Source organism: Xenorhabdus yunnanensis (assembly GCF_028598805.1).
Lineage (GTDB): Bacteria > Pseudomonadota > Gammaproteobacteria > Enterobacterales > Enterobacteriaceae > Xenorhabdus > Xenorhabdus yunnanensis.
The window spans coordinates 36,035-58,766 of sequence record NZ_JAQRFI010000010.1 but is presented as its reverse complement, the minus strand read 5'-3'; the positions used below and the strand labels follow the sequence as shown (position 1 = coordinate 58,766).

General features: G+C 38.8%; 16 protein-coding genes and 1 pseudogene. 7 read left to right on the top strand and 10 right to left on the bottom strand.

All coding sequences use genetic code 11. The features are described 5' to 3' along the window. Positions 1-225: 225 nt before the first annotated feature. The 6 genes from PSI23_RS06185 to pntA form a co-directional block, all read right to left on the bottom strand. On the bottom strand, positions 226-600 hold the full coding sequence (locus tag PSI23_RS06185; protein WP_273554303.1) for an aromatic amino acid transport family protein: 375 nt from the start codon (positions 598-600) through the stop codon (positions 226-228). Positions 601-754: 154 nt separating this feature from the next. Next, complete coding sequence (locus tag PSI23_RS06180; RefSeq protein ID WP_273554263.1) at positions 755-2,158, bottom strand: tryptophanase; 1,404 nt, start codon at positions 2,156-2,158, stop codon at positions 755-757. Positions 2,159-2,257: 99 nt separating this feature from the next. Then, positions 2,258-2,362, bottom strand: a complete 105-nt coding sequence (tnaC, locus tag PSI23_RS23165; RefSeq protein WP_370688843.1) for a tryptophanase leader peptide — start codon at positions 2,360-2,362, stop codon at positions 2,258-2,260. A 284-nt stretch (positions 2,363-2,646) separates the two neighbouring features. Further along, positions 2,647-2,886 (bottom strand): SPASM domain-containing protein, encoded by a 240-nt coding sequence (locus PSI23_RS23160; protein ID WP_373567286.1) that lies wholly within the window; start codon positions 2,884-2,886, stop codon positions 2,647-2,649. Between the two features lie 491 nt (positions 2,887-3,377). Then, positions 3,378-4,766 (bottom strand): Re/Si-specific NAD(P)(+) transhydrogenase subunit beta, encoded by a 1,389-nt coding sequence (gene pntB, locus PSI23_RS06175; protein WP_273554262.1) that lies wholly within the window; start codon positions 4,764-4,766, stop codon positions 3,378-3,380. 10 nt (positions 4,767-4,776) lie between these two features. Further along, positions 4,777-6,312: a Re/Si-specific NAD(P)(+) transhydrogenase subunit alpha gene (gene pntA / locus PSI23_RS06170; RefSeq protein WP_273554261.1), complete on the bottom strand. Its 1,536-nt coding sequence runs from the start codon at positions 6,310-6,312 to the stop codon at positions 4,777-4,779. A 390-nt stretch (positions 6,313-6,702) separates the two neighbouring features. Between pntA and ydgH the strand changes: the two genes are divergently transcribed. The 6 genes from ydgH to PSI23_RS06140 all read left to right on the top strand — a co-directional run bounded on the left by ydgH (position 6,703) and on the right by PSI23_RS06140 (position 15,493). Next, positions 6,703-7,671 carry a DUF1471 family protein YdgH gene (gene ydgH / locus PSI23_RS06165; RefSeq protein WP_273554260.1) on the top strand — a complete coding sequence of 323 codons (969 nt, stop codon included), beginning with the start codon at positions 6,703-6,705 and terminating at the stop codon, positions 7,669-7,671. Positions 7,672-8,030: 359 nt separating this feature from the next. Beyond that, the gene (locus tag PSI23_RS06160) at positions 8,031-9,422 is read left to right on the top strand and encodes a basic amino acid/polyamine antiporter (protein ID WP_273554259.1); all 1,392 of its coding nucleotides are present in this window, start codon (positions 8,031-8,033) and stop codon (positions 9,420-9,422) included. Positions 9,423-10,371: 949 nt separating this feature from the next. Beyond that, entirely contained in the window at positions 10,372-10,902 is a 531-nt protein-coding gene (locus PSI23_RS06155; RefSeq protein WP_273554258.1) for a fimbrial protein, read from the top strand. Positions 10,903-11,055: 153 nt separating this feature from the next. Continuing rightward, positions 11,056-11,781, top strand: coding sequence for a fimbrial biogenesis chaperone (locus PSI23_RS06150; protein ID WP_273554257.1), 726 nt, complete (start codon positions 11,056-11,058; stop codon positions 11,779-11,781). A 98-nt stretch (positions 11,782-11,879) separates the two neighbouring features. After that, positions 11,880-14,441, top strand: coding sequence for a fimbria/pilus outer membrane usher protein (locus PSI23_RS06145; protein WP_273554256.1), 2,562 nt, complete (start codon positions 11,880-11,882; stop codon positions 14,439-14,441). A gap of 53 nt (positions 14,442-14,494) precedes the next feature. Beyond that, a complete protein-coding gene (locus PSI23_RS06140) occupies positions 14,495-15,493 on the top strand; it encodes a fimbrial protein (RefSeq protein WP_273554255.1) in 999 nt (332 codons plus the stop codon). A gap of 1,372 nt (positions 15,494-16,865) precedes the next feature. Here the strand turns inward: PSI23_RS06140 and PSI23_RS06135 are convergent. Further along, positions 16,866-16,949: pseudogene (locus tag PSI23_RS06135) on the bottom strand (IS200/IS605 family transposase); the annotation flags it as partial. 262 nt (positions 16,950-17,211) lie between these two features. Beyond that, the gene (hrpA, locus tag PSI23_RS06130; RefSeq protein WP_273554254.1) at positions 17,212-21,126 is read right to left on the bottom strand and encodes an ATP-dependent RNA helicase HrpA; all 3,915 of its coding nucleotides are present in this window, start codon (positions 21,124-21,126) and stop codon (positions 17,212-17,214) included. A 369-nt stretch (positions 21,127-21,495) separates the two neighbouring features. On the opposite strand from hrpA, the gene PSI23_RS06125 reads away from it, so the two are divergent. Continuing rightward, positions 21,496-22,134 (top strand): FMN-dependent NADH-azoreductase, encoded by a 639-nt coding sequence (locus tag PSI23_RS06125; protein WP_273554253.1) that lies wholly within the window; start codon positions 21,496-21,498, stop codon positions 22,132-22,134. A 60-nt stretch (positions 22,135-22,194) separates the two neighbouring features. On the opposite strand, the gene PSI23_RS06120 is transcribed toward PSI23_RS06125, so the two are convergent. Beyond that, positions 22,195-22,515 carry a YdbL family probable chaperone protein gene (locus PSI23_RS06120; protein WP_273554252.1) on the bottom strand — a complete coding sequence of 107 codons (321 nt, stop codon included), beginning with the start codon at positions 22,513-22,515 and terminating at the stop codon, positions 22,195-22,197. 10 nt (positions 22,516-22,525) lie between these two features. Next, the gene (locus PSI23_RS06115) at positions 22,526-22,711 is read right to left on the bottom strand and encodes a YnbE family lipoprotein (protein WP_273554302.1); all 186 of its coding nucleotides are present in this window, start codon (positions 22,709-22,711) and stop codon (positions 22,526-22,528) included. Positions 22,712-22,732 lie beyond the last annotated feature (21 nt).

Here is a 22,732-nt window from a genome sequence, read left to right as displayed (position 1 = left end):
TAACTTATTGATAAAATCTAAACTTTCCTGTCAGTTCGGTTTTATCGTTACTTTTCGAACACGGTTTTAAACCCAAAGGGAGAAATAAATAACGCATCTATCGTCCGGTTTTCCGGGGAAAATTCTTGTGCATTCAGATCCTGTTTATATCAATTCTTATTGAAGATGCTTGATTTTTAATTCAAATCAGACCACGTTGACTAACATGAAAGTTACAGCAGCCAATCAGCGGTAGATAGGTAATAAATTAAACTGTGCCAATAATTGGCAAATGATACCGAATATACCAAATGCAATGACTGTATAAATTAATCCCTTACCACCCCATACTGTAAAACCAGACTCAGGAAATTTTTTTCGGACTTTTAAAGCCATCACTGCCGGACAGATAATCGCCCAAATGCAAGCGGCCATACCAGCATACGCAATAGCAATTAAAAATCCGTTTGGAAAAAACATACATAACAATAGTGGAGGAGCAAAACAAATCAGTGCTGATTTCAATCTCCCGTCAGAATTATCCTTAAAATTAAACGTGGATAATATATAGTCAAATAAACCAATTGCGACGCCTAAAAATGAGCAAAAGACCGCACTGATTGAGAACCCATTCCGGCCCCTATCATTGCACCACCCAGTACAAAACCTCCTACAGTAATTGAGGGTTCTTTATTAATTAAATGGCTCATTGTTATTTCCTTAATAGAATAAGGATAAGGCTCTCGTATTGCACGAGAGCCGTTATTAATAATGGTTATTTGATAGGCTTTAATCTGGCCGTAAAGTGTCTTAATACCGGAGGCTCATATTCAAACTCAAGCCCTTTAAGGGATTGGAATTTATCCTTCAGACCAATTAACGCATCTGCAATATAATCCATATGGTCATTGGTATATACCCGACGAGCAATAGTCAGACGCATAAACTCCATATTAGAATGTTTCTGTTTTCCTGTTGTCGGATCACGCCCTAAAAGAAACGAGCCAATTTCTACCGCACGCACACCTGATTCCAGATAAAGTGCATTAATAATAGCCTGTGCAGGGAACTGATCTCCGGGAATATGGGGAACTAATTTTTTACAATCGACAAAAACAGCATGTCCTCCAGTAGGATACTGAATAGGAATGCCTTCTTCCCGCAGGCGATCTCCCAAATATTTCACCTGACCGATACGATAATGCAGATATTCTTCCTTCGTTCCTTCTTCTAATCCTTGAACCATTGCTGCCATATCACGCCCAGCGAGTCCACCGTAGGTGACAAATCCTTCCATAGGAACACAACGTTGTCTTGCTAAAGTAAAGATATTTTCATCATTTTTAATACATACCAATCCGCCGATGTTTAGTAATGGATCTTTTTTCGCCGACATGGTTAATGCATCAGCATATTTGTACATATCAAGAATAATTTCTTTAATTGTTGCGTTTTTATATTGAGGATCGCGCTCTTTAATAAAATAGGCGTTTTCACAGAAACGGGCAGAATCCATGACTACAAAAATATTATGTTGTTTGGCTATTTCATAGATTTCTTTTAAATTACTCATTGCGATCGGTTGACCTCCTGCACTATTACAAGTCACCGTTGATACAATGGCAACCACATTATCTTCACCGTGTTCAGCAATAATGGCCTTTAATTTTTCAATATCAAAATCGCCTTTCCAATCATAATAATTTTCAGAGTCAAATGCTTTTTCAGTGACAATGTTAATTGCCTTACAACCATTTAATTCTACGTGTGCAGCGGTTGTATCAAAGTGGAAATTAGAAATAAAAACGGGATTTTTTGCTTTACCTTCTTGTTGTTTTGTCTTTAACAATATTGGAAAAAGAATATTTTCCGCTCCACGTCCCTGATGAGCGGGAATTACATAATCGTAATCAAATAATTCTTTTACCTTATCTTTTAAATCGTAATAATTTCTGGAACCCGCATAAGCTTCATCACCCGTCATCATCGCAGCCCATTGCTGGTCACTCATCGCATTTGTGCCGGAATCGGTTAATAAATCAATATATACCGCACTGCTAGGAAGTAAAAATGGATTATAACCGGCTTCTTTTAATGCGGCTTCACGCTCTTCTCTTGATGGAATACGGATATTTTCTACCATTTTAATGCGGAACGGTTCTACGATTCTTTTAGCCATAACAATACCTTTAATATGAAATTAAATAAAAATTTCCGACTCTTTTTGCATGAACAAAAAAAGCGAAATCAAAATAGATAGAGTAAAATAAAACAGGTATTATTTCTGAGGGAAAAAGAAGGCAAGTTCAGTGTCAATATTAAACCATTTCTTCATATTGAAGAAACCTCTTAATACTATTAATACATCATAAGATGAGTACATACTTTTATCCTTCCACTCTGGAATCAGTATACTATTCATAATAATGTATATAACAGTTAAGACTATTTAGTAATAGTATCAATGTATAAATTGGACAATAATCACATTATTGGTAAGTTTTTCATAAATAAATTAGATATTCGTCACATTAATTTTACTGATGATTACTCCTGTTTATTGATAGTGATGAATTCAAAAGTAAGTTGGCTATACACTACAGCGAGAGATTGACCAGCAATCGAGGCTGACCCGATTCGCGGTAGGAGAAGCGAAATGGGACAGCTTTAAAGCCCGGTTTTACCGGGCGGTGAATCAGGAACACTCCCGTCAGGTAGCTGCATCCCTGCCCTTTTCGGCCACACTGCTATCCTATACAAAGTAGCCCGTGTCCCAGTCATTAATTCTAGAATGGAGTTATTCTGAAGATTGCCATATTTCATATCAGGTTGGGTAGAAAAGCTTGCACATAGATATACATCTCCTATAGGATCAACAGAGAAAGTAGTGTTACCGCATTGAGATATTCCTAGACAATCTGCGGCTCTTCCTGCTAATATTGTCTGAGTTTTTCTTACAAAATCAGAAATAAATATACAGTTCTCAGGGGCTGCATAAAACCATTTGTCGTATAATTTACTCCAAGGTATATAGTATTCATCAGGATCTAATCCTAGATCTGTATAATTATCTACAACGTTCCCTGATTTATTTAATGGGATAACAATAAATGGTAACTTGTTTTTTTAGCATGAAATTGTATATTTCATCTATGTAACCTAGGCTTGATTTTCTATATAAATATGCCACAAAATATCATATGCGAGCTGAGTTATAACCCGGAACTGTATACATAAGAGACAATTAACGATCTAGCTAAAATCCATTTTATATGGCATGGCGGTGAACCAATGTTACCAGGCATTAAGTTTTATGAAAATATAATAAAAAAGAGCCTCGCGTTATAACATGAAGCTCTTGGTTATTTAGAATGCTTAAAATCTATTAGGCATAGCAGTTATAAAGCTTGAAGAATTGCTTCTACACTCTCTTTAGCATCACCAAACAACATTTGTGTATTCTCTTTGAAGAATAATGGGTTTTGTACCCCAGCATATCCTGTATTCATAGAACGCTTAAACACGATGACGTTTTGGGCTTTCCAAACTTCCAATATCGGCATTCCAGCAATAGGGCTTGAAGGATCTTCCTGAGCGGCCGGGTTTACGGTGTCATTTGCTCCGATGACTAAAACCGTATCGGTTTCAGAAAAATCATCATTAATTTCATCCAGTTCTAAGACAATATCGTAAGGAACTCTAGCCTCTGCAAGCAGTACGTTCATATGCCCCGGCAAACGTCCCGCAACAGGATGAATACCAAAGCGAACTTTGATACCTTTATCACGCAATTTCGCTGTGATGTCATGAACGGGATACTGCGCTTGTGCAACTGCCATGCCGTAGCCTGGTGTAATAATTACTGATGTGGAGTTTTTCAGCAGTTCAGCAACGTCTTCCGCTGTTGTTTCACGATGCTCTCCTATATCGTGTTCATCACTGGATGAAGCACCATCTGTACCGAAACCGCCAGCGATGACGCTGATAAAAGAACGGTTCATCGCCTTGCACATAATATAAGAAAGAATTGCTCCCGAAGACCCCACTAATGCACCAGTGACTATCAGCAAGTCATTACTTAGCATGAAACCTGCCGCAGCCGCCGCCCAGCCTGAATATGAGTTCAGCATGGAAATAACGACAGGCATATCCGCCCCACCAATGGAAGCAACTAAATGCCAGCCAAAAGCGAGTGAGATGGCTGTCATCACCAGTAAAGTGAAAACTTGTAGGCCAACACTTTCTGTTTTTATAAAAGTGAACATTAATATCAGAGATACAATCAATGCTGCCAGATTAAGTTTATGGCGGTGTGGCAACATCAATGGCTTAGAAGAGATTTTTCCACGCAATTTACCGAATGCCACAACCGAGCCAGTAAATGTTACGGCACCAATAAATACCCCAAGGAAGACTTCTGTCAGATGAATATTTTCCATAATGGGAGTGGCGAAAATATCATGGGTAATGAAGCTATTGAAACCAACCAAAACCGCTGCCAAACCGACAAAACTGTGCAGGATAGCAACTAATTCTGGCATTTCGGTCATTTCGACTTTTTTGGCGAGGCGAATACCAATGACCGCACCGATGACCATCGCTAAAATAATCCAACCCATTTTACCCGTATCAGGCCCTAAAATAGTGGCAATCAAAGCAATCGCCATACCAACGATGCCAAAAATGTTACCGCGTTTGGCGCTTTCGTGGCGGGAAAGCCCGGCAAGACTGAAAATGAACAAAATGGCGGCAACAATATATGCTGCTGTAACTATTCCGTTTGACATAAGTTACCCCTTATCCTTTACGAAACATTTTCAGCATACGTTGGGTGACAGTAAAGCCACCAAAAATATTGATGCTGGCAATTAACACGGCAATGAATGAGAAGAAACTCACCCATCCCCCTTCACCAATTTGTAGTACGGCCCCAACCACAATAATTCCGGAAATAGCGTTGGTGACAGACATCAATGGTGTGTGCAATGAATGGCTGACATTCCAGACAACGTAATATCCCACCACACAAGACAAGGCAAAAACGGTAAAATGAGATAAAAATTCTTTCGGTGCAACATGTGCCAACCAGCCATACAGGATTATTGCTAGCGCGAATATTCCATACTTCAGCCACGAAGATTTGGGCTTTTCTGTCGGTTTTTCCTCTTTTTTTGCTGATGTCGGTTTGGCCGTTGCTGGCTGAGCTGAAACTTGGATCGGTGGCGCGGGCCATGTGATTTCACCTGCTTTAATGACAGTGACACCGCGAATAACGACATCATCAAAATCAACAACGATTTCTCCATTTTTCTCTTTGCACAGTAGTTTCAACAAATTGACGAGGTTTGTTCCATAGAGTTGTGATGATTGAGTGGGTAGTCGGCTAGGCAAGTCGGTATAACCGATAACTTTCACGCTATTTGGTGTCACGATTAGCTTATCAGCCTCCGTATATTCACAGTTGCCTCCATTTTGGGCAGCCAGATCAACAATCACGCTGCCAGGTTTCATGGAATCAACCATTTCTTTTGTAATAAGCCGTGGTGCAGTTCTTCCCGGAATCAAGGCAGTTGTAACGATAATGTCGACTTCTTTTGCTTGTGCAGCAAACAATTCCATTTCTGCTTTGATAAAGGCTTCTGACATCACTTTTGCGTAACCGTCGCCACTGCCTGCCTCTTCTTTGAAATTCAATTCCAAAAACTCAGCTCCTATGCTTTGTACTTGTTCCTTAACTTCCGGACGTGTATCAAAAGCACGGACAATCGCACCAAGGCTGCCTGCTGCCCCAATGGCAGCCAATCCAGCAACACCTGCTCCAATAATCATCACCTTGGCTGGTGGTACTTTGCCTGCTGCTGTAATCTGCCCCGTGAAAAAACGACCAAACTCGTGAGCAGCTTCAACAATGGCACGATAACCAGCAATATTCGCCATTGAGCTAAGAGCATCTAAAGATTGAGCACGAGAAATTCGTGGAACTGCATCCATGGACAAAGCAGTAATCTTGCGCTCTGCAAGTTTTTCCATTAACTCCGAATTTTGCGCTGGCCAGATAAAACTAATCAGCGTAGCACCTTCTTTCATCAATGCAATTTCATCATCTTCAGGGGCGTTTACTTTTAAAATGATATCTGATTGCCAAATCTGGTGGCTTTCTGCTATATCAGCCCCTGCTTTTTGATAAGCCATATTATCAAAACTGGCAAGTTGCCCTGCTCCCGTTTCAACTGTGACGTTAAATCCCAATTTACGCAATTGCTCCACGGTCGATGGTGTGGCAGCAACGCGTGCTTCGTTGGAAAGTCGCTCTTTTGGTACACCAATGTGCATAATGTTTCCTTCTTTAAGAATGAAATATTACTGATTATTACCTTGTTGAAGCCTATTTAACGATTAGATTGATTTTATTTCTACTATCAGCAAAACCTATCAATAGAATATAAAATAGTAACGTAATGAAAATTATATTCACGAATTATCATGATAAAGTCAGAAAAATCAAAATAACCTGTTAATGTAAACAATTATTCAGCTCGTATAACTTACTATATTTATTAAAATTCTCAGTGTCATATACTAAAAATTAGTAATCGTTTCTTTAGAAGGCATAATTTCTTGCGACAATTAGCATTATTACATGTAATAATTGCGATCTATGTGATGCATAACAATGTTCAGCACGTTATAAATATTTTAATGCGCAAGGCGAAAGGATTTTTTATGAAGCTGAAGACAACGATCATCGCTACTGCGGTGTTCTCGTTAACTACTATTTTAACTACTACTATTACTGCTGCACATGCGGCTAAAGAATTGACTCCAAAACAAGCCGAAGAGCTTAAACCCTTTGAGCGGATCGCAGTCACTGGGCGTTTTAATGCAATTTATGAAGCTGCTGATGCGGTTTCCCGTCAGGCGGATAAAAAAGGCGCTGAGAGTTTTTACATCCAAAGTCTCGACGATCTCAATGGACGTGGTAATTTACGTGTTGTAGCCGATTTGTACCATAAAGATGCAGAAAAAGCAGATAAAACACCTAATTATCGCATCTATCGTGGCATCAAAGAGTTACCTAAGACAGAAGCAACCACTTTGGAACCTTTCGATACTGTAACAGTAAATGGTTATTTCCCTACTGATCCTGACCTGAAAGAAGCCATCGCTAAAGCGGCGAAAAAGAAAGATGCAGCATCTTTCTTTATTGTTCGTGATATCGCACCAAATAATGGCGGCAACCAAATAGTCACAGCATATGTTTATAAAGAAGATGCGCCAAAACGTAAGGTTCAATCTAATAAAGCCGTGATTCCGGCCGATTCTGAATCAGGGCGCCAAGCTTTGGCACAAGGTGGAGAAGAAGCCAGGAAAGTCGAAATTCCGGGCATTGCTTCTTCGACTTCAACAAGCAATGTGGTTGGTCAATTTTTTGAAACCCAGTCATCAAAAGGTGGACGTTACACGGTAACTTTACCTAATGGTATAAAGATTCAAGAGTTAAATAAGGCATCAGCAGCTCAGATGGTTCCATTTGACTCTGTTACCTTCTCTGGTTATTACACTACCGCACCTGAGGTTTCTTATCAGATTGCTAAGCGTGCCGCAGAGAAAGGAGCAAAATACTACCATATCACTAGAGAATGGCAGTCTAATGGTGGTAACGTTACCATCAGTGCAGATTTATTCAAATAATCACAATCGTGTAGTTCAGCAGTTCATAAAGAAGGCATAAAGAACATTTGTGCCTTCTTTATTGGTTTTTTTTGAATTTTCCATGTTTATTAAGGTAATAGTACGCATTTGGAAAATTATTTTTAATTTGTTTTCTCAGTGACAAACACAATCTTATGCATAAAATTTATGTTTTTTTGCATAGTCAACCATTGCATACAATCCTTTCACTCCGTAGAATCGCCCTGTTTTTAGATTTATCTACTAAATCTTTCCTGCAATCCATAGCATGGATGCAATAAATGTCCAATATGTATTCGATATTCAGGACAACTGTTCTGGCTAATCGTGTTGATTATATTATTTTTAGGAACGTATCTTTGGAAAAGAAATTAGGCCTGACGTCTCTGACAGCACTGGTACTCAGTTCTATGGTCGGTGCCGGTGTATTCAGTTTGCCGCAAAATATGGCACAGGTAGGTAGCCCTGCTGCATTAATGATTGGTTGGGGAATAACAGGCATAGGTATTCTCTTTTTAGCCACTTCCTTACTTTTACTTTCACGACTTCGCCCTGATTTGGATAGCGGCATTTTTACTTATGCAAGAGAGGGTTTTGGAGAGTTAGTTGGGTTTTGTTCTGCATGGGGATATTGGTTCTGTGCCATTATTGCCAATGTTTCTTATTTGGTTATCGTCTTTGCTGCATTAAGTTTTTTCACTGATACCGAACACTCCATAATTTTTGGTGATGGCAATACTTGGCAATCTTTGATAGGTGAATCCATCTTATTGTGGTTTGTTCACTGGCTGGTACTGCGTGGTGTACAGACGGCTGCAGGAGTCAATCTGCTGGCTACAATGGCAAAATTATTGCCATTGGGCATGTTTATTATCTTAGCTGTCATCGCCTTTAAAATGGATGTGTTCTCTTTTGATTTCAGTGGCATTGAAATGGGCATTCCTGTCTGGCAGCAAGTTAAAGACACAATGTTAATTACGCTATGGGTTTTCATTGGTGTTGAAGGCGCAGTTGTTGTTTCAGCCAGAGCCAAAAAACGCAAGGATATTGGTATTGCAACCGTATTGGCTGTTATCTCTGCATTAGGGGTATATGTGCTGATTACTCTGCTTTCATTAGGATTGGTTTCCAGACCTGAATTAGCAGCCATGCGCAATCCTTCAATGGCAACGCTGATGGTAGGATTAATGGGTTCCTCTGGTCAAATTGTGATTATTACGGGTTTGATCATTTCTGTTTGTGGTGCATATCTGAGTTGGACAATCATGGCGGCAGAAGTATCATTCATTGCTTCCTTACATGGTTCATTCCCCAAAGTGTTCAATAAACAAAATAGTAAAAAAGCACCTGAGTCATCACTTTGGATCACAAACAGTGCAATTCAACTTTCTTTGATTTTAATTTGGTTAAGTAGCTGCAATTACAATACATTGCTTTCCATAGCGTCAGAAATGATTCTTGTGCCCTACTTTCTTGTCGGTGCATTTTTAATGAAGGTTGCTTTTCAGCGTAGTAGTCGAGCTTTATTTACTATTGCCTTAGGAGCTTGTGTTTATGGGTTATGGTTACTGTATGCTTCTGGTTTAATGAATCTTATGCTGTCAGTTGTGCTATATGTCCCCGGATTGTTGGTTTTTTTGTATGCACGCAAACAAGATCAGGAAAAACCCCCTTTGGATGTAGTGGAAAAATCATCCATGGTGGTTTTGTTTCTGATAGCGATTCCATCTATGTGGTTGTTAATACACTGATAGTAATTCACATCATCAGATTGTTTTGATAAAGAAAAACAGCTTTAATCTTAATTTAGTTTACACTCAAGTGGGTAGTTTAAGAGGAGAAACGTATTTCTCCTCTATTTACTAAAGATATATCACATTTATCTTTAGATAGCCTTTTTCTTGACAAAACCCCCTTCTTTTTAGCCTGAATTATTCTTATGGAAAGTGGTTTATTAGTAAATTTTTTGAGTTTGGGTGAAGTGTGATAGTTTAGAGTTGGAGATAATGATTACAAGTATGTTGTAACTAAAATAAGAAATATAGATCATTACATGATCAATACATAAGAATTAATTCTATTTTTACGGGGTCGGTATTTTTGGGTGAAATGATAATTCTTCTGTGAATAGGTGTTTATCTGAAAAGTGTTAATAATATTAAGTTAACTTTGTATGGATTAAAATTTCCTTAATTTGATTTAAGGATAGATTTAACAACCGACATAATCAGAATGATTGATATAAAACCATGCAAACAAATATCGGTTACAAATAAACAACATTTAGTTAAAGATATAGCAAAAAAAACAAAACACATATATATGTGTAGCTTACATCATCTTTATTTTTACAGGATATCATCAATTAATAGTAAATCTTATAAAACAGAATAAAAGTTCATTAGCATTCGAAAAAAACCATACCTTATGCATAACAATTCTATTAATAATAGCTTAACAATTTAAAAACTCTGAATAATGAGATTAGTCGAGTTATTATTTTAATCTTTGTTAATTACTCGCTACTATATTCTTTACCTTATCCTTAATAAGGAAATAGGAATTATTGTTATTTATTTGTTGTTTTTTCAGATGTAAACCTAAGCAATCCACTTGCTGTATTAACGTACAGCCTTAACGTTAACTTAATAATTTATTTCTCTGTCGAATAAGTTCGTCTGAGATGGGATGTATTAAAAAATGAAAACAAAATTACTTATTTCATCTTTATTTGTATCATCTGTATTTATGTCCACAGCACACGCTGCCGATGGACAAATCAAGTTTACGGGAAAGATTACCGATATTGCGTGTAAGATTGATTCAAGCTCAGCTAATCAAACCGTAAATATGGGGACTATCAGCTCAAATGCATTCAATGGGACTTATAGTACCTCCGCCCCTACCCGTTTTAGTATAAAATTGTCCGACTGCCCAGCAAATGTTAAACATGCACAGGTCAAGTTTGATGGTCAAACGGATAGAGCCAGTAGTTATCTTTTGGCATTAAACAATAGTAATGGTGAGAGTGTTGCGCAGGGTGTCGCTATTGCTCTTTATGAAAATGATGGTAACACAAGAATTAATATGGCTGAAAATTCTCGTCCTCAGAGATTGAGCGGCCAAAAAGTTGATGAGATGAATTTTGTTGCCAAGTATATAGCGACAGCTGATAAAGTGACTCCTGGTTCGGGTGATGCAGTAGCTAACTTCACTATCACCTATAACTAAGTTACCTAGTTATCTATATAGTTAAGGCACTATTTAGTTTAAGTACTATTAACTAAGTTATTATAACCAATGGAATTCACGGCAAGGAAGCCAAAACAATATATAGACAATCTAAATATGCCTGTTTGTTAATAAATATAAAAACAAAGTGCATTGGAAAAAATTTTATTGTTTGGAGCAACCATTTTGAAATACTTTCGAATTTTAATTCTTATTTTTATCTGCATTTTCAGTACCAATATTGCTCTTGCGGGTGTTGTCATTGGTGGTACACGCGTTGTTTATATTAGTGATCAAAAAGAAGCATCCATCTCTATTAACAACCCAGAAACTGATATTTCTTATCTCATTCAATCGTGGGTTCAAGGCAAACATGATGAAACTGAAACTAAAGTGCCTTTTATTATCACTCCCCCGCTTTTTAAATTAACCGCTGGAAATGAGAACATTTTACGCATTGTTAAATCTGGAAATGATTTACCAAATGACAGAGAGTCCTTGTTCTGGCTTAACATAAAATCTATTCCTGCTACAACCAAATCAGAACAAAACCAGTTGCAAATCACAGTGAAATCTCGGTTTAAATTATTCTATCGTCCAGCCAATTTAGCGGACAACGCCAGCATGGTTTATAAAGAACTGAAGTTCAAAACTGATGGACATAAACTGATCGCCGAAAACCCAACACCCTACTATGTCTCTTTTTCTGAGCTATCTGCCGGCAATGGTGCAAAAAATTATGAAATCCAATCCGCTGGAATGATTCCGCCTTTTGAACAAGCAATTTGGGATGTCCCTATTAAAAACATCAATCAAGTGACCTGGAAAACGATTAATGATTTCGGCGGTGTAACGCCAGAAGAAAAACGCACGCTCTGATCAAAAAATTATAAAATCTATATACCTAATAATTTTTAAGATACAGATTGAAATATTGCGGGTATATCAAAATTAGAAAACTATCTTAGAAAACCATCATGGATAAATATCGTCATTATCTTCAACAAAATATTTCTGATAATTGGGTGTTATTTATCAAGCTAAGCTTACGCTATTTACACAGAAAATTTTTTATCTGTATATTGTTAACCACATGGTTTTGGGTGCATACCAATAAAGCTTATGCTGAAGAGTATTTCAATATCAACGCATTGGAAACCCATTCAGGATTTCCTGAAGATATTGACTTATCTGTTTTTACTCAAGATGATCAACAACCACCTGGGCGTTATTGGGTAGATATCTATCTAAACCGAGAAAAAATAGATACCGGGAATATTGATTTTGTTATTGTAAACAATAAGCTTTTTCCCAAACTCAAGATACAGCAGCTCAAGGAAATGGGAGTGAATATTGACTCATTCCCATTATTGCGCGCTCTGCCGCAGGAAACAGAACTTACTGATCTTGGTCAGTATATTCCATCCGCGTCGTCTTCTTTTGATTTTAAACACCAACAGCTGGATATCAGTATTCCACAAGCTGCATTGAACTATCAAACCAGAGACTATGTTCCTCCTCATTTATGGGAACAGGGATTAACCGCTTTGTTGGTTAATTATAATTATAGTGGTTCCATGACTTGGCAGGATAATTACCCTGGTTCGACAACTAATCATTTTCTTAACCTCAGAGCAGGTGCGAACTGGGATGCATGGCGTTTACGAAATTATTCTACCTATAGCAGTCAGAATAAAAAATGGCAAAGCCTCAATACTTATCTCCAACGAGATATTCATGCATTAAAAAGCCAGTTGACACTAGGAGATAGTTATACACTTTCCCCTATTTTTGATAGCTTCCAATTTCGTGGAATACAGTTAGCTTCTGATGACAGCATGTTGCCTGATAGCATAAAAGGTTTCGCTCCGACAATTAGGGGAATTGCACAAAGTAATGCCCAGGTTACCATTAAACAAAGTGGTTACATTATTTATGAAACTTATGTTTCTCCCGGGCCTTTCGTCATTAACGATCTCTATCCAACTATTGCCACTGGCGATCTGGAAGTCATTGTCAAAGAAGCCGATGGAAAAGAACATCGTTCTGTGCAAACCTTTTCTACTGTGCCCATCATGTTAAGGGAAAACGGCCTGCGTCATTCACTGACTCTGGGAAAATACCACTCTAATTCCCCGCGTGGTAAAGAACCTTATTTTATGCAGGGTTCGGTGATTTATGGTATTTCCAACCGTGTCACAGCATATGGTGGAACAACCATCGCAAAGGACTATCAATCCATCGCTTTGGGGACAGGTTACAATCTTTCTGATTGGGGGTCCCTGTCCTTTGATGCAACTTATGCCAAAACTAGTTTTATCTCTAACTCCAATGGTTATGGGCAATCCTATCGTTTCCAATATGCCAAAGATATTTCTAAAACCGGCACTAATGTTACTCTAACGGGTTATCGTTATTCGACTCAAAATTTTTACGATTTCAAAGAAGCCAATGAGTTAGACACAATCAATAATGACCATTACAACGCCAATAAACGAAGTAAATTGCAACTACACATCAACCAAAACCTGAGTGATTGGGGCAGCGTTTATTTATCTGCTTTTCAACAAGATTATTGGTATCAAAAAGGTTATGAGAGGAATATCAGTGCCGGCTATGGTACGAATTACAACTCCATTAATTATAATCTGAACTATTCGTACAGTGCCCTTCCCGGTTCAAATCGCAATGAGCAGATTGTATCATTCAGCATTCAAATCCCTTTTGAGAACTGGCTAAAAAACAGCTGGGCAAGCTATAACATGACCAGTAGTAAAAATGGTGATACTTCTCATCAGTTTAGTTTAAATGGTAGCGCTCTTGAAGATAACAATCTGATTTATAGCATTCAGCAAAGTTATTCCAGTCACAATAAAACCAGTGGTGGGAGTATCAATGCCGAATATAAAGGAGCATTTAGTCAGATCAGCGCAGGTTACAGTTATGACAAACACTCCAAGCAGCTAAACTATGGGTTAAATGGCGGGTTGGTTGTCCATCCTTACGGAATTACCCTTTCTCAATCTCTTGGTGATACGTTGGTGTTGGTGCGTGCTAATGGCGCTCAGGGAATTAAAGTACAAAACCATACCGGCATTAAAACTGACTGGAAGGGTTATGCCATTGTGCCTTATGTCAGCAGCTATCGAAAAAACCGTATTTCTCTGGATACGTATTCAATGGGCAATAATGTTGATATTGATATCAACACACAAACTATTATCCCAACCCGCGGTTCACTAAGTCTGGCCAATTTCCAGACTCGCATCGGGCATCGTGTTTTGTTAACGCTTTCTCACAATGGTAAAGAGGTTCCATTTGGTGCAATAGCAACGTTAGAGCAGAAAAATAATATAGATGAACCCAATAGCGCGATTGTCAGCAATGATGGGCAGGTTTATCTCAGTGGAATTCCCAAATCCGGTAACATATGGGTGAAATGGGGACATAAAGAAATACAAGAGTGCCGTGTTAATTATCAACTATCTGATGAAGAACCTGCTTCAGGTTTGTATATGGTTGACACCTCTTGCGAATAACAAGAGCGACACATTCATTTGATATGCAATTAAAAAATAGTGGAAATTATTCTATGGCCAACAAATTAAAATTATTATTGGCAAGTACATTTTTCATCGGCACGATGAGTAGCTTTGACAGTTTAGCGAATTATTATTGCCAATATTCTACGGGTTTTGTACCCGGCAGGACTCAGGTTTCTTTTGGTACAATTACGGTTCCTCGAAGTCATCCTATCGGAACAACCATTAAAGAAATACGTCTGGATCAAGTGGATGAAAAAGGTAATATCGCTCTCTGTAATACTCCCACGCCCACAACATGGGAAGCACCTGATCTTGCACCTGCAAACTATAACTATGATGCTATTTATGAATCTGGTGTTCCGGGAGTTGGCATCCGCATTAATACGTGGGCATCGGGCTATGGTATTGATTGGCTACCCAGAACAGCGACCAATCCAGTCACTTGTCCCTCACCGTGGCAATTTCAACACAAAACACAATATTGTGGTAAATCATGGGGTTATTTAACAGTGCAGTTAATCAAGATTGCGCCAATAACCGGTTCAGGAACCGTCAGACGGGTGAACCTAACTCATGCCAAATTAGGTTACAATACTCTTGTTCACACTTTCTATTTGTCGAATACATATATTATGACTAAAGGCTGTTCTCTCAGTCAAAAAGTGGTTCCAGTCAATATGGGAGACATTAAAAAAAGTGATTTCCGAGGTATTAACAGTACGGCAGGTATGCAACATTTTAATATAAAAATAGAGTGTGATGCTGATGTCAATGTTGGAGTGACTCTGGATGGAAAACCTGCAAGTTGGAATACCAAAAATATTTGGGCATTGGATTATAGTGACAACGTCACAGCAATAGGAGTCGGTTTGCAGATATTGTATCTAAACCGCCCTGTATCAATGCACTCTCCGTTTGTATTTGGTTCCAGCCAGTCAGGTGGAAATATAACAATTCCATTGCAAGCTCGTTATGTCCAGACAGGCGCGGAAATTACACCGGGCAAAGCAAATGCCACAGCAACAATCACATTAACCTATCAATAAACCCTCTCCCTCCATAACAGCAATATTATTGTTATGGAGGGCTATTATAGGCAGCTCTATAAACGCCGTAATGAAGTCGAACGTCTTCTCTGCACGCATTTCGCACCGCTGATCCTGATATTATTTATTTTTTACTCATGCATTGTTTATATTCAATATCCATACATATGGCATATAACCAAGATTTTAAAATGTATGGCCGACATATGTTTTGAGCCTGTATGTTGCATTGAGGATTTGGGTATGGATTATTTTGATATAAACTTTCAGCGAAGCTAATATTACTTAGCGCAAAAATTGATATACAAATAAATATGATATAAGATAATTTTTTCATTTTTAAATCTCCCATATTTAATACGCTTAATTCATTAATATATTAAATATTTTTTAGGACGTGTTAACACTAAATTATGAGATAAATAAGTGCGGGGTTAGAAAGTCCTTAAACATTAAGTCCAGTTTTTCGACGTGTATGAAAATCCAATCCTCCTGAATCCTTTTAGTATGTGAGAAAGACGTTCGACTTCATTACGGCGTTTATAGAGCTGCCTATCATAGTCCCACGATGCATAACGGGGAATAAAAAAGACCCCTTCTATTGAGCGTCAGATCCCAACGCTTATAAACCCTCTTAGATAACCGTCAATGCCTTGTATTAATTTTAATTTTATCTATATAATCCCACATTACTTTAGTGATGTTTTTTATTAAAACAGCCCTGTTTTTCTGCATTATACTCTCAATGGCGTGAACAATCTCGTTTACTGTCATTTCACTCGAAAAAAACTTTGTGTATCTTTAATTGAGCCATCCCAGAAACAAGGATGATGCCGTTCAAGGATGTGTTTCATTTCTTTTCTATCTAATTTAATCGGTTGATTTCCAAAATGATAAATTTTTCCTTGAAATGATCTGAGTTGATTAACAACACGATGTTTACACGCTTTCTTATCGGGACGTCCATTGAATTTGCATGAGACAGCGAACCGAATGCCACACAAAAGATTGTCATAATGACGATGAGTACTCTTTTTACTGATAACATCTTCTTTTAAATAAAAAATTAGTTATGTCATTTTGATATGGGATACTTACCATTATACAGTAACTAGGAATATACAGAATACGCAGATGTTAAATTGGAAACTACAGAATTAATTTAAATAGAGAAAATGGTTTTTAGATTAATTTTCAAATAACCAACTGAATTTAACTTATAAAATATTAATGATTAACTGGTTTATAAATATAACTATTTTTATTTATAATGATTTTAATTACATTTAATAACTTAACAACCACCGACTAAAGTCGGCGGGTTAGTGATTAACGGACTGAAAGACCGGATACGCATCGGCTGAACGATGCGTCAATTATCCACCCTGAAGTTATCATTCGGGTTCGGTTCAAAATGATGCGCCAAATAGATCTTTATCATCTCTTCCGTTAACCTACACAAAATGATACTCAATCTTAAATACTGTGTGGCTGTCATATCTGTACCTTTCGTGCACCATAGTATTGTAGCTAAAGTTGATTGACTAAAGTTGGTGGTTTTAACTTTTTGTGTGGAAAAATAAATAAGTATGTTGTAACTAATATAATGATAATCGAAAAAAGAGATAATAAAAATATTATCCACCTTTTTTCAAACAAAATTTTTAAGTAAAACTCACGATTAGGATTGTAGCCACGTAACTACAACCCTATACATATCACGGCACGATATTTTCCATTACCTGCAAAATACGCTTGTCTGATATTGGATATGCAGTACCCAGTTGTTGAGCAAACAAACTAATCCGAAGCTCTTCAATCATCCAACGAACTTCTTTTACTTCCGGCAATTTTTTCTGTTGGATTGAGAGCTTTGCCAACCATTGTTGCCATTGACGCTGGATATTCTCAATCCGGCTCATATGTGTCCTATCCTTGTTAGGATCTATCGCCAATTTTTCCAATCGACGTTCGATTCCATTCAAATAGCGCAGAACACCAGCCAAGCGTTTCCAGCCGTGGGAAGTCACGAATCCATTAAAGACCAAACCAGAAATTTGTTCTTTGATATCCGATAATGCCAATGCAAGAGAAAGATCGACCCGCCCTTTCAGACGCTTATTGATATTAAAGACCGCAGTCAGAATCTGCTCTACTTGTTTGGCAATATCAACCACTGCATCATTCAAATCAGCGCGAACTTTATCCTGCAAACTGGAAAATTCCTGTTCACTCCATACCGGGCCGCCATTTTCTGCAATCAACCTATCAACACCACAGGAAATACAATCATCAATCAAATCCAACACTTTTCCATATGGATTGAAATACAGCCCCAGTTTGGATTTGTTCGGTAATTTTTCATGCAGATATTTAATCGGAGATGGAATATTCAGTAATAGCAAGCGGCGCGTTCCTTCCCACATTGCATACTGCTGTTCGGATTCGGTTTCGAACAATTTAATTCCGATGCTGTCCTTTTCATCAACCAATGCCGGAAATGCCTTAACGGAATAGCCCCCGCGCTTCTGCTCATAGCAATCAGGCAATTCACCAAAACACCAGATATGTAATCCACTTTGCTCTATACCATCGTCTGCAACCGCCGAAAGCGTTTCCTGAACTTTTCCTTTCAATTTCATTTTCAGTGCTGACAGATCTTTCCCTTCTGCTAACGGTTTATTTTTTTCACCTGTTCTTTTCTCTCCAAGAATGCGGAATGTGATCTTTAGATGATCAGGTACTTGTTCCAACTGCCAGTCATCACGTGACACCGTCACTCCCGTCATGCGACGTAATTCTTTCTCAAGGCTATCCAGTAAAGGAGCCTGAGGTTGTGTAACCCGCTCCAGAAATGCCTGCGTATAGTTAGGGGCCGGGACAAAATTACGGCGTACTGGTTTTGGTAGTGATTTAATCAATGCAACAACCAATTCATGGCGAATGCCCGGAATCTGCCAATCAAATCCTTCATCCTTGACCTGATTCAATATCGGTAAAGGAATATGCACGGTAACCCCATCAGCATCAGTTCCCGGTTCAAATTGGTAACTCAAGCGGAATTTCAAGTTATCTTGATACCAATAATTCGGGTAATCCAATGCGCTGACTTTGTTTGCATCTCCCTTGATCAACATACTCTTTTCAAAGTTGAGTAATTCTGGTTGATTTTGACTGGCAATCTTCCACCAGCGATCAAAGTGACGCGATGAAACAACATCTTTGCCAATTCGCTGATCATAGAAACTGAACAAAATTTCATCATCCACCAGAATATCTCGTCGACGAGATTTATGTTCCAGTTCTTCTACTTCTTCACGCAATTTCAAATTAGCGCGGAAAAATGAATGGCGAGTTTGCCAATCACCTTCTACTAAAGCATGACGGATAAACAATTCGCGGCACAGCATAGGGTCTATTAGGCTATAATTGACCAGTCGTCCTGTCACAATTGGCAGTCCATACAAAGTAACTTTTTCTGTTGCCATCACCGCTCCCTGAGACTTCTGCCAGTGCGGTTCACTATAGTGCTTTTTGATTAAATGATCAGCCAGTGGTTCTACCCATTCTGGTTCGATCCGTGCTGCAATACGTCCCCACAGGCGGCTAGTTTCCACTAGTTCAGCAACCATCCCCCATTTAGGTGGCTTTTTAAATAATCCAGAGCCAGGAAAAATAGAAAAACGGGTATTGCGTGCACCAGTATATTCCTGTTTATCCGTATCTTTCTGACCAACATGGGATAATAACCCTGTCAGCAAAGCAATATGGATATTGCGATAATCAGCTTCCTGACTGTTGATCGGTAAACCAATTTCTTTTACAACTTGCCTGAGCTGAGTGTAAATATCCTGCCATTCTCTAACACGAAGATAGTTCAGATAATCTTGACGGCAAAGTTTGCGGAATTGAGAATTGGAAAGCGCTTTTTGCTGTTCTACCAGAAAATCCCACAATCTCAAGAAAGCGATGAAATCTGAATCCTTGTCCGCAAAACGGCGATGTTTTTCATCAGAAGCCTGTTGTTTTTCCAACGGCCTTTCCCGTGGATCTTGAATCGATAGTGCTGAAGTAATCACCATCACTTCGCGAACGCAACCATGGGCCTTGGCTTCCAGTACCATGCGAGCCAACCGGGGATCGATAGGCAACAGGGCCAATTGTCGTCCCATTGAGGTCAAGCGATAAGTCGCATCTGACAATGATTCTGGATCAATAGCTCCCAGCTCTTCCAACAGACGAACACCATCTTGAATATTGCGTTTATCCGGTGCTTCAACAAATGGGAATGCGCTGACATCTCCCAAACCAATAGAAGTCATTTGCAAGATAACAGAAGCCAGATTGGTACGCAGGATTTCAGGATCAGTGAATTCCGGGCGTGACAAAAAATCATCTTCTGAATAAAGGCGAATACAAATCCCGTCTGAAACACGACCACAGCGCCCTTTTCGCTGGTTGGCAGATGCCTGCGATATAGGTTCTATCGGCAAGCGTTGCACTTTGGTTCGATAACTGTATCGGCTAATACGTGCAAAACCTGTATCGATCACGTATTTAATGCCAGGCACAGTTAATGATGTTTCCGCCACGTTAGTTGCCAAAATAATACGGCGGCCAATATGAGGCTGAAAAATTCTGTTCTGTTCGCTATTAGACAACCGAGCAAAAAGTGGCAGAATTTCGGTATGCAGGAAATTTTGTTTATTAAGTGCATCCGCCGTATCACGAATTTCTCGTTCACCGCTCATGAACACCAATATGTCACCTGAGCTTTCACGTCCCAATTCATCTACTGCGTCAATAATAGCTTCAAGCTGATCCCGATCACTGTCATCACCAGCCACGGGACGATAGCGCACTTCAACCGGATAAGTACGTCCAGATACTTCAATGATCGGTGCATTGCTAAAATGGCGGGAGAAACGTTCAGGATCAATGGTGGCAGAGGTAATTATGACTTTCAGATCAGGACGCTTTGGCAGTAATTGACGCAGGTAACCGAGAATAAAATCGATATTTAAGCTGCGTTCATGAGCTTCATCAATAATTAACGTATCATATTGCAATAACAAACGATCTTGTTGCAATTCTGCTAACAAAATACCGTCAGTCATCAATTTTACTAAAGTATTTTCACTGACCTGATCATTAAAGCGGACTTTATAACCGACCGTCGAGCCAAGTGCTGTTTCCAATTCATCCGCAATGCGATTGGCAACTGAACGAGCCGCCAAACGACGAGGTTGGGTATGGCCGATCAGCCCTTTGACTCCTCTTCCCAATTCAAGGCATATTTTGGGGATCTGGGTCGTTTTACCCGAACCGGTTTCCCCTGCGATGATAACAACCTGATTATCCCTAATGGCTTTATAAATATCGTCTTTTTTCTGGCTAACCGGTAGATTTTCAGGATATTGAATCGAAGGGCATGCGGCCTGACGATTTATAACTTTCTGTTTTGCAGTCGCAATATCCTCAGCAATGGATTGTGCTACAGCCTGCAAGGAGACTTGATTCTTTATTTTTGCTGCTCCATGCAGACGTTTTCTTAAACGGAACTGATCACGCAGCGATGTGTGATCAAGTTCAGCGAATAATTCAGCAAATGGTGCTGTCAAAGGTGATTCCACGTGATAAATCCTTGTGACGTTTTTAACTGAGTAGCGCTGTCTTTGCAGGCTCAGAGGATCGTTCTTTATGATTTAAATATTAGAAGTGTAACATATCTTATGCAATTCCATGTACTCCATATATCGCGCCCAAAAGATGCCATCTGCCTGTAACGATAATGTGCTTCCTGCATTGCTTCAATGAATTTGAATGAATATCTCAAAATATTGAGCTGTTGACTGAACAACTCTCTATATAAAATATGATGCACAAGCAATATTATCAATGAAGTTATTAGTATTTCAGATAATTCGTGCTGCAACTGACGAGAATTACAGATCACACGAATTGTAAGTAGCTAGAATTGTAAATAAATAAGGAAGTAAAGAATGAGTAAAGTACTGGTTCTGAAATCCAGCATCCTGACGCAATATTCCCAAAGCAGTCAACTGGCCGACTATTTTGTTGAAAAGTGGTTAGCCGATCATTCAGAGAACAATATCACTATACGCGATCTGGCTGAAAACCCAGTTCCAGTACTAGATGGAGAATTAGTCAATGCCTTACGCCCAAACGGTTCTGAATTGACAGAGCGCCAACAATCAGCATTGGCGCTGTCAGATGGGCTGATTGCAGAGTTACAAACACACGATGTTATTGTAATCACCGCACCAATGTATAACTTTACTATCCCTACTCAACTAAAAGCTTATTTTGATCTAATTGCCCGTGCTGGTATGACTTTCCGTTACACTGAAACAGGTCCTGAAGGGTTGTTGAAAGGCAAACGCGCTATTATTTTAACCAGCCGTGGCGGCATCCACAAAGACAGCCAAACAGATGTGATGACACCATACTTACGCATTTTCCTCGGATTTATCGGTATTACAGATGTGGAATTTGTATTTGCTGAAGGTTTGGCTATGGGTACCGAATCCGCCAATCAAGCACATCAAGATGCCCATAGCGTAATGAATGGGATCATAGAGAAAATCGCACAAAAACAGCCCGAAGAAATCGTTGCTTAATAAAGATTACTTTAATAAAAATGTTGTTTAATAAAGAAATAAGCGCGCCATATAACGCGCTTATTTCTGTACCCAATTACCATTAATGCCGAGTACATATTCTCCTGAAACAGCACGACTCACCAATTTTTCTCCCGCTATTTTGGCAACTTGCTCTGTCGTCATATTATTTTGAGCCGCGATCTCAGCATATTTCTTTTTACGCTCATCGTTAATTTTTTTAACCATTAATTGAGCATTTTGGGTATTTTTTACTGGTGCCAAATAGCCACTGAATGTCTCCCCCACCAGCCTTTGTTGTTTTGCTTCATTCAGCGTCATGCTCACAGCAAAAGAGCTGTACAGCAAACTCAACAGAAGTATCACTCCGACTTTTTTCATATTCTAGCCCTTAGAATAAGTTAGAGTTATTTTTGAGCATGTCTTCAATTTGCCTGTCGACCTTAATATGAATTTCATGCTCGATTTTTACGTTCATGTTTATATTGATGGGCTTATCCGGTGTTGCTACTTCCAGTCTGATACAACCCACCAATGTCATATTGAGTAAAGCCACGCTGACCAACATCACACTCATTTTAAATGTCAGCAACTTGAA

Excerpts from the sequence above, each read along its gene's own strand:
- PSI23_RS06180 (WP_273554263.1), bottom strand. The coding sequence starts at position 2,158 with ATGGCTAAAAGAATCGTAGAACCGTTCCGCATTAAAATGGTAGAAAAT.
- tnaC (WP_370688843.1), bottom strand. The coding sequence starts at position 2,362 with ATGTACTCATCTTATGATGTATTAATAGTATTAAGAGGTTTCTTCAAT.
- PSI23_RS06140 (WP_273554255.1), top strand. The coding sequence starts at position 14,495 with ATGGCCAACAAATTAAAATTATTATTGGCAAGTACATTTTTCATCGGC.
- PSI23_RS06125 (WP_273554253.1), top strand. The coding sequence starts at position 21,496 with ATGAGTAAAGTACTGGTTCTGAAATCCAGCATCCTGACGCAATATTCC.
- PSI23_RS06155 (WP_273554258.1), top strand. The coding sequence starts at position 10,372 with ATGAAAACAAAATTACTTATTTCATCTTTATTTGTATCATCTGTATTT.
- pntA (WP_273554261.1), bottom strand. The coding sequence starts at position 6,312 with ATGCACATTGGTGTACCAAAAGAGCGACTTTCCAACGAAGCACGCGTT.
- pntB (WP_273554262.1), bottom strand. The coding sequence starts at position 4,766 with ATGTCAAACGGAATAGTTACAGCAGCATATATTGTTGCCGCCATTTTG.
- PSI23_RS06145 (WP_273554256.1), top strand. The coding sequence starts at position 11,880 with ATGGATAAATATCGTCATTATCTTCAACAAAATATTTCTGATAATTGG.
- PSI23_RS06115 (WP_273554302.1), bottom strand. The coding sequence starts at position 22,711 with ATGAGTGTGATGTTGGTCAGCGTGGCTTTACTCAATATGACATTGGTG.
- ydgH (WP_273554260.1), top strand. The coding sequence starts at position 6,703 with ATGAAGCTGAAGACAACGATCATCGCTACTGCGGTGTTCTCGTTAACT.
- PSI23_RS06120 (WP_273554252.1), bottom strand. The coding sequence starts at position 22,515 with ATGAAAAAAGTCGGAGTGATACTTCTGTTGAGTTTGCTGTACAGCTCT.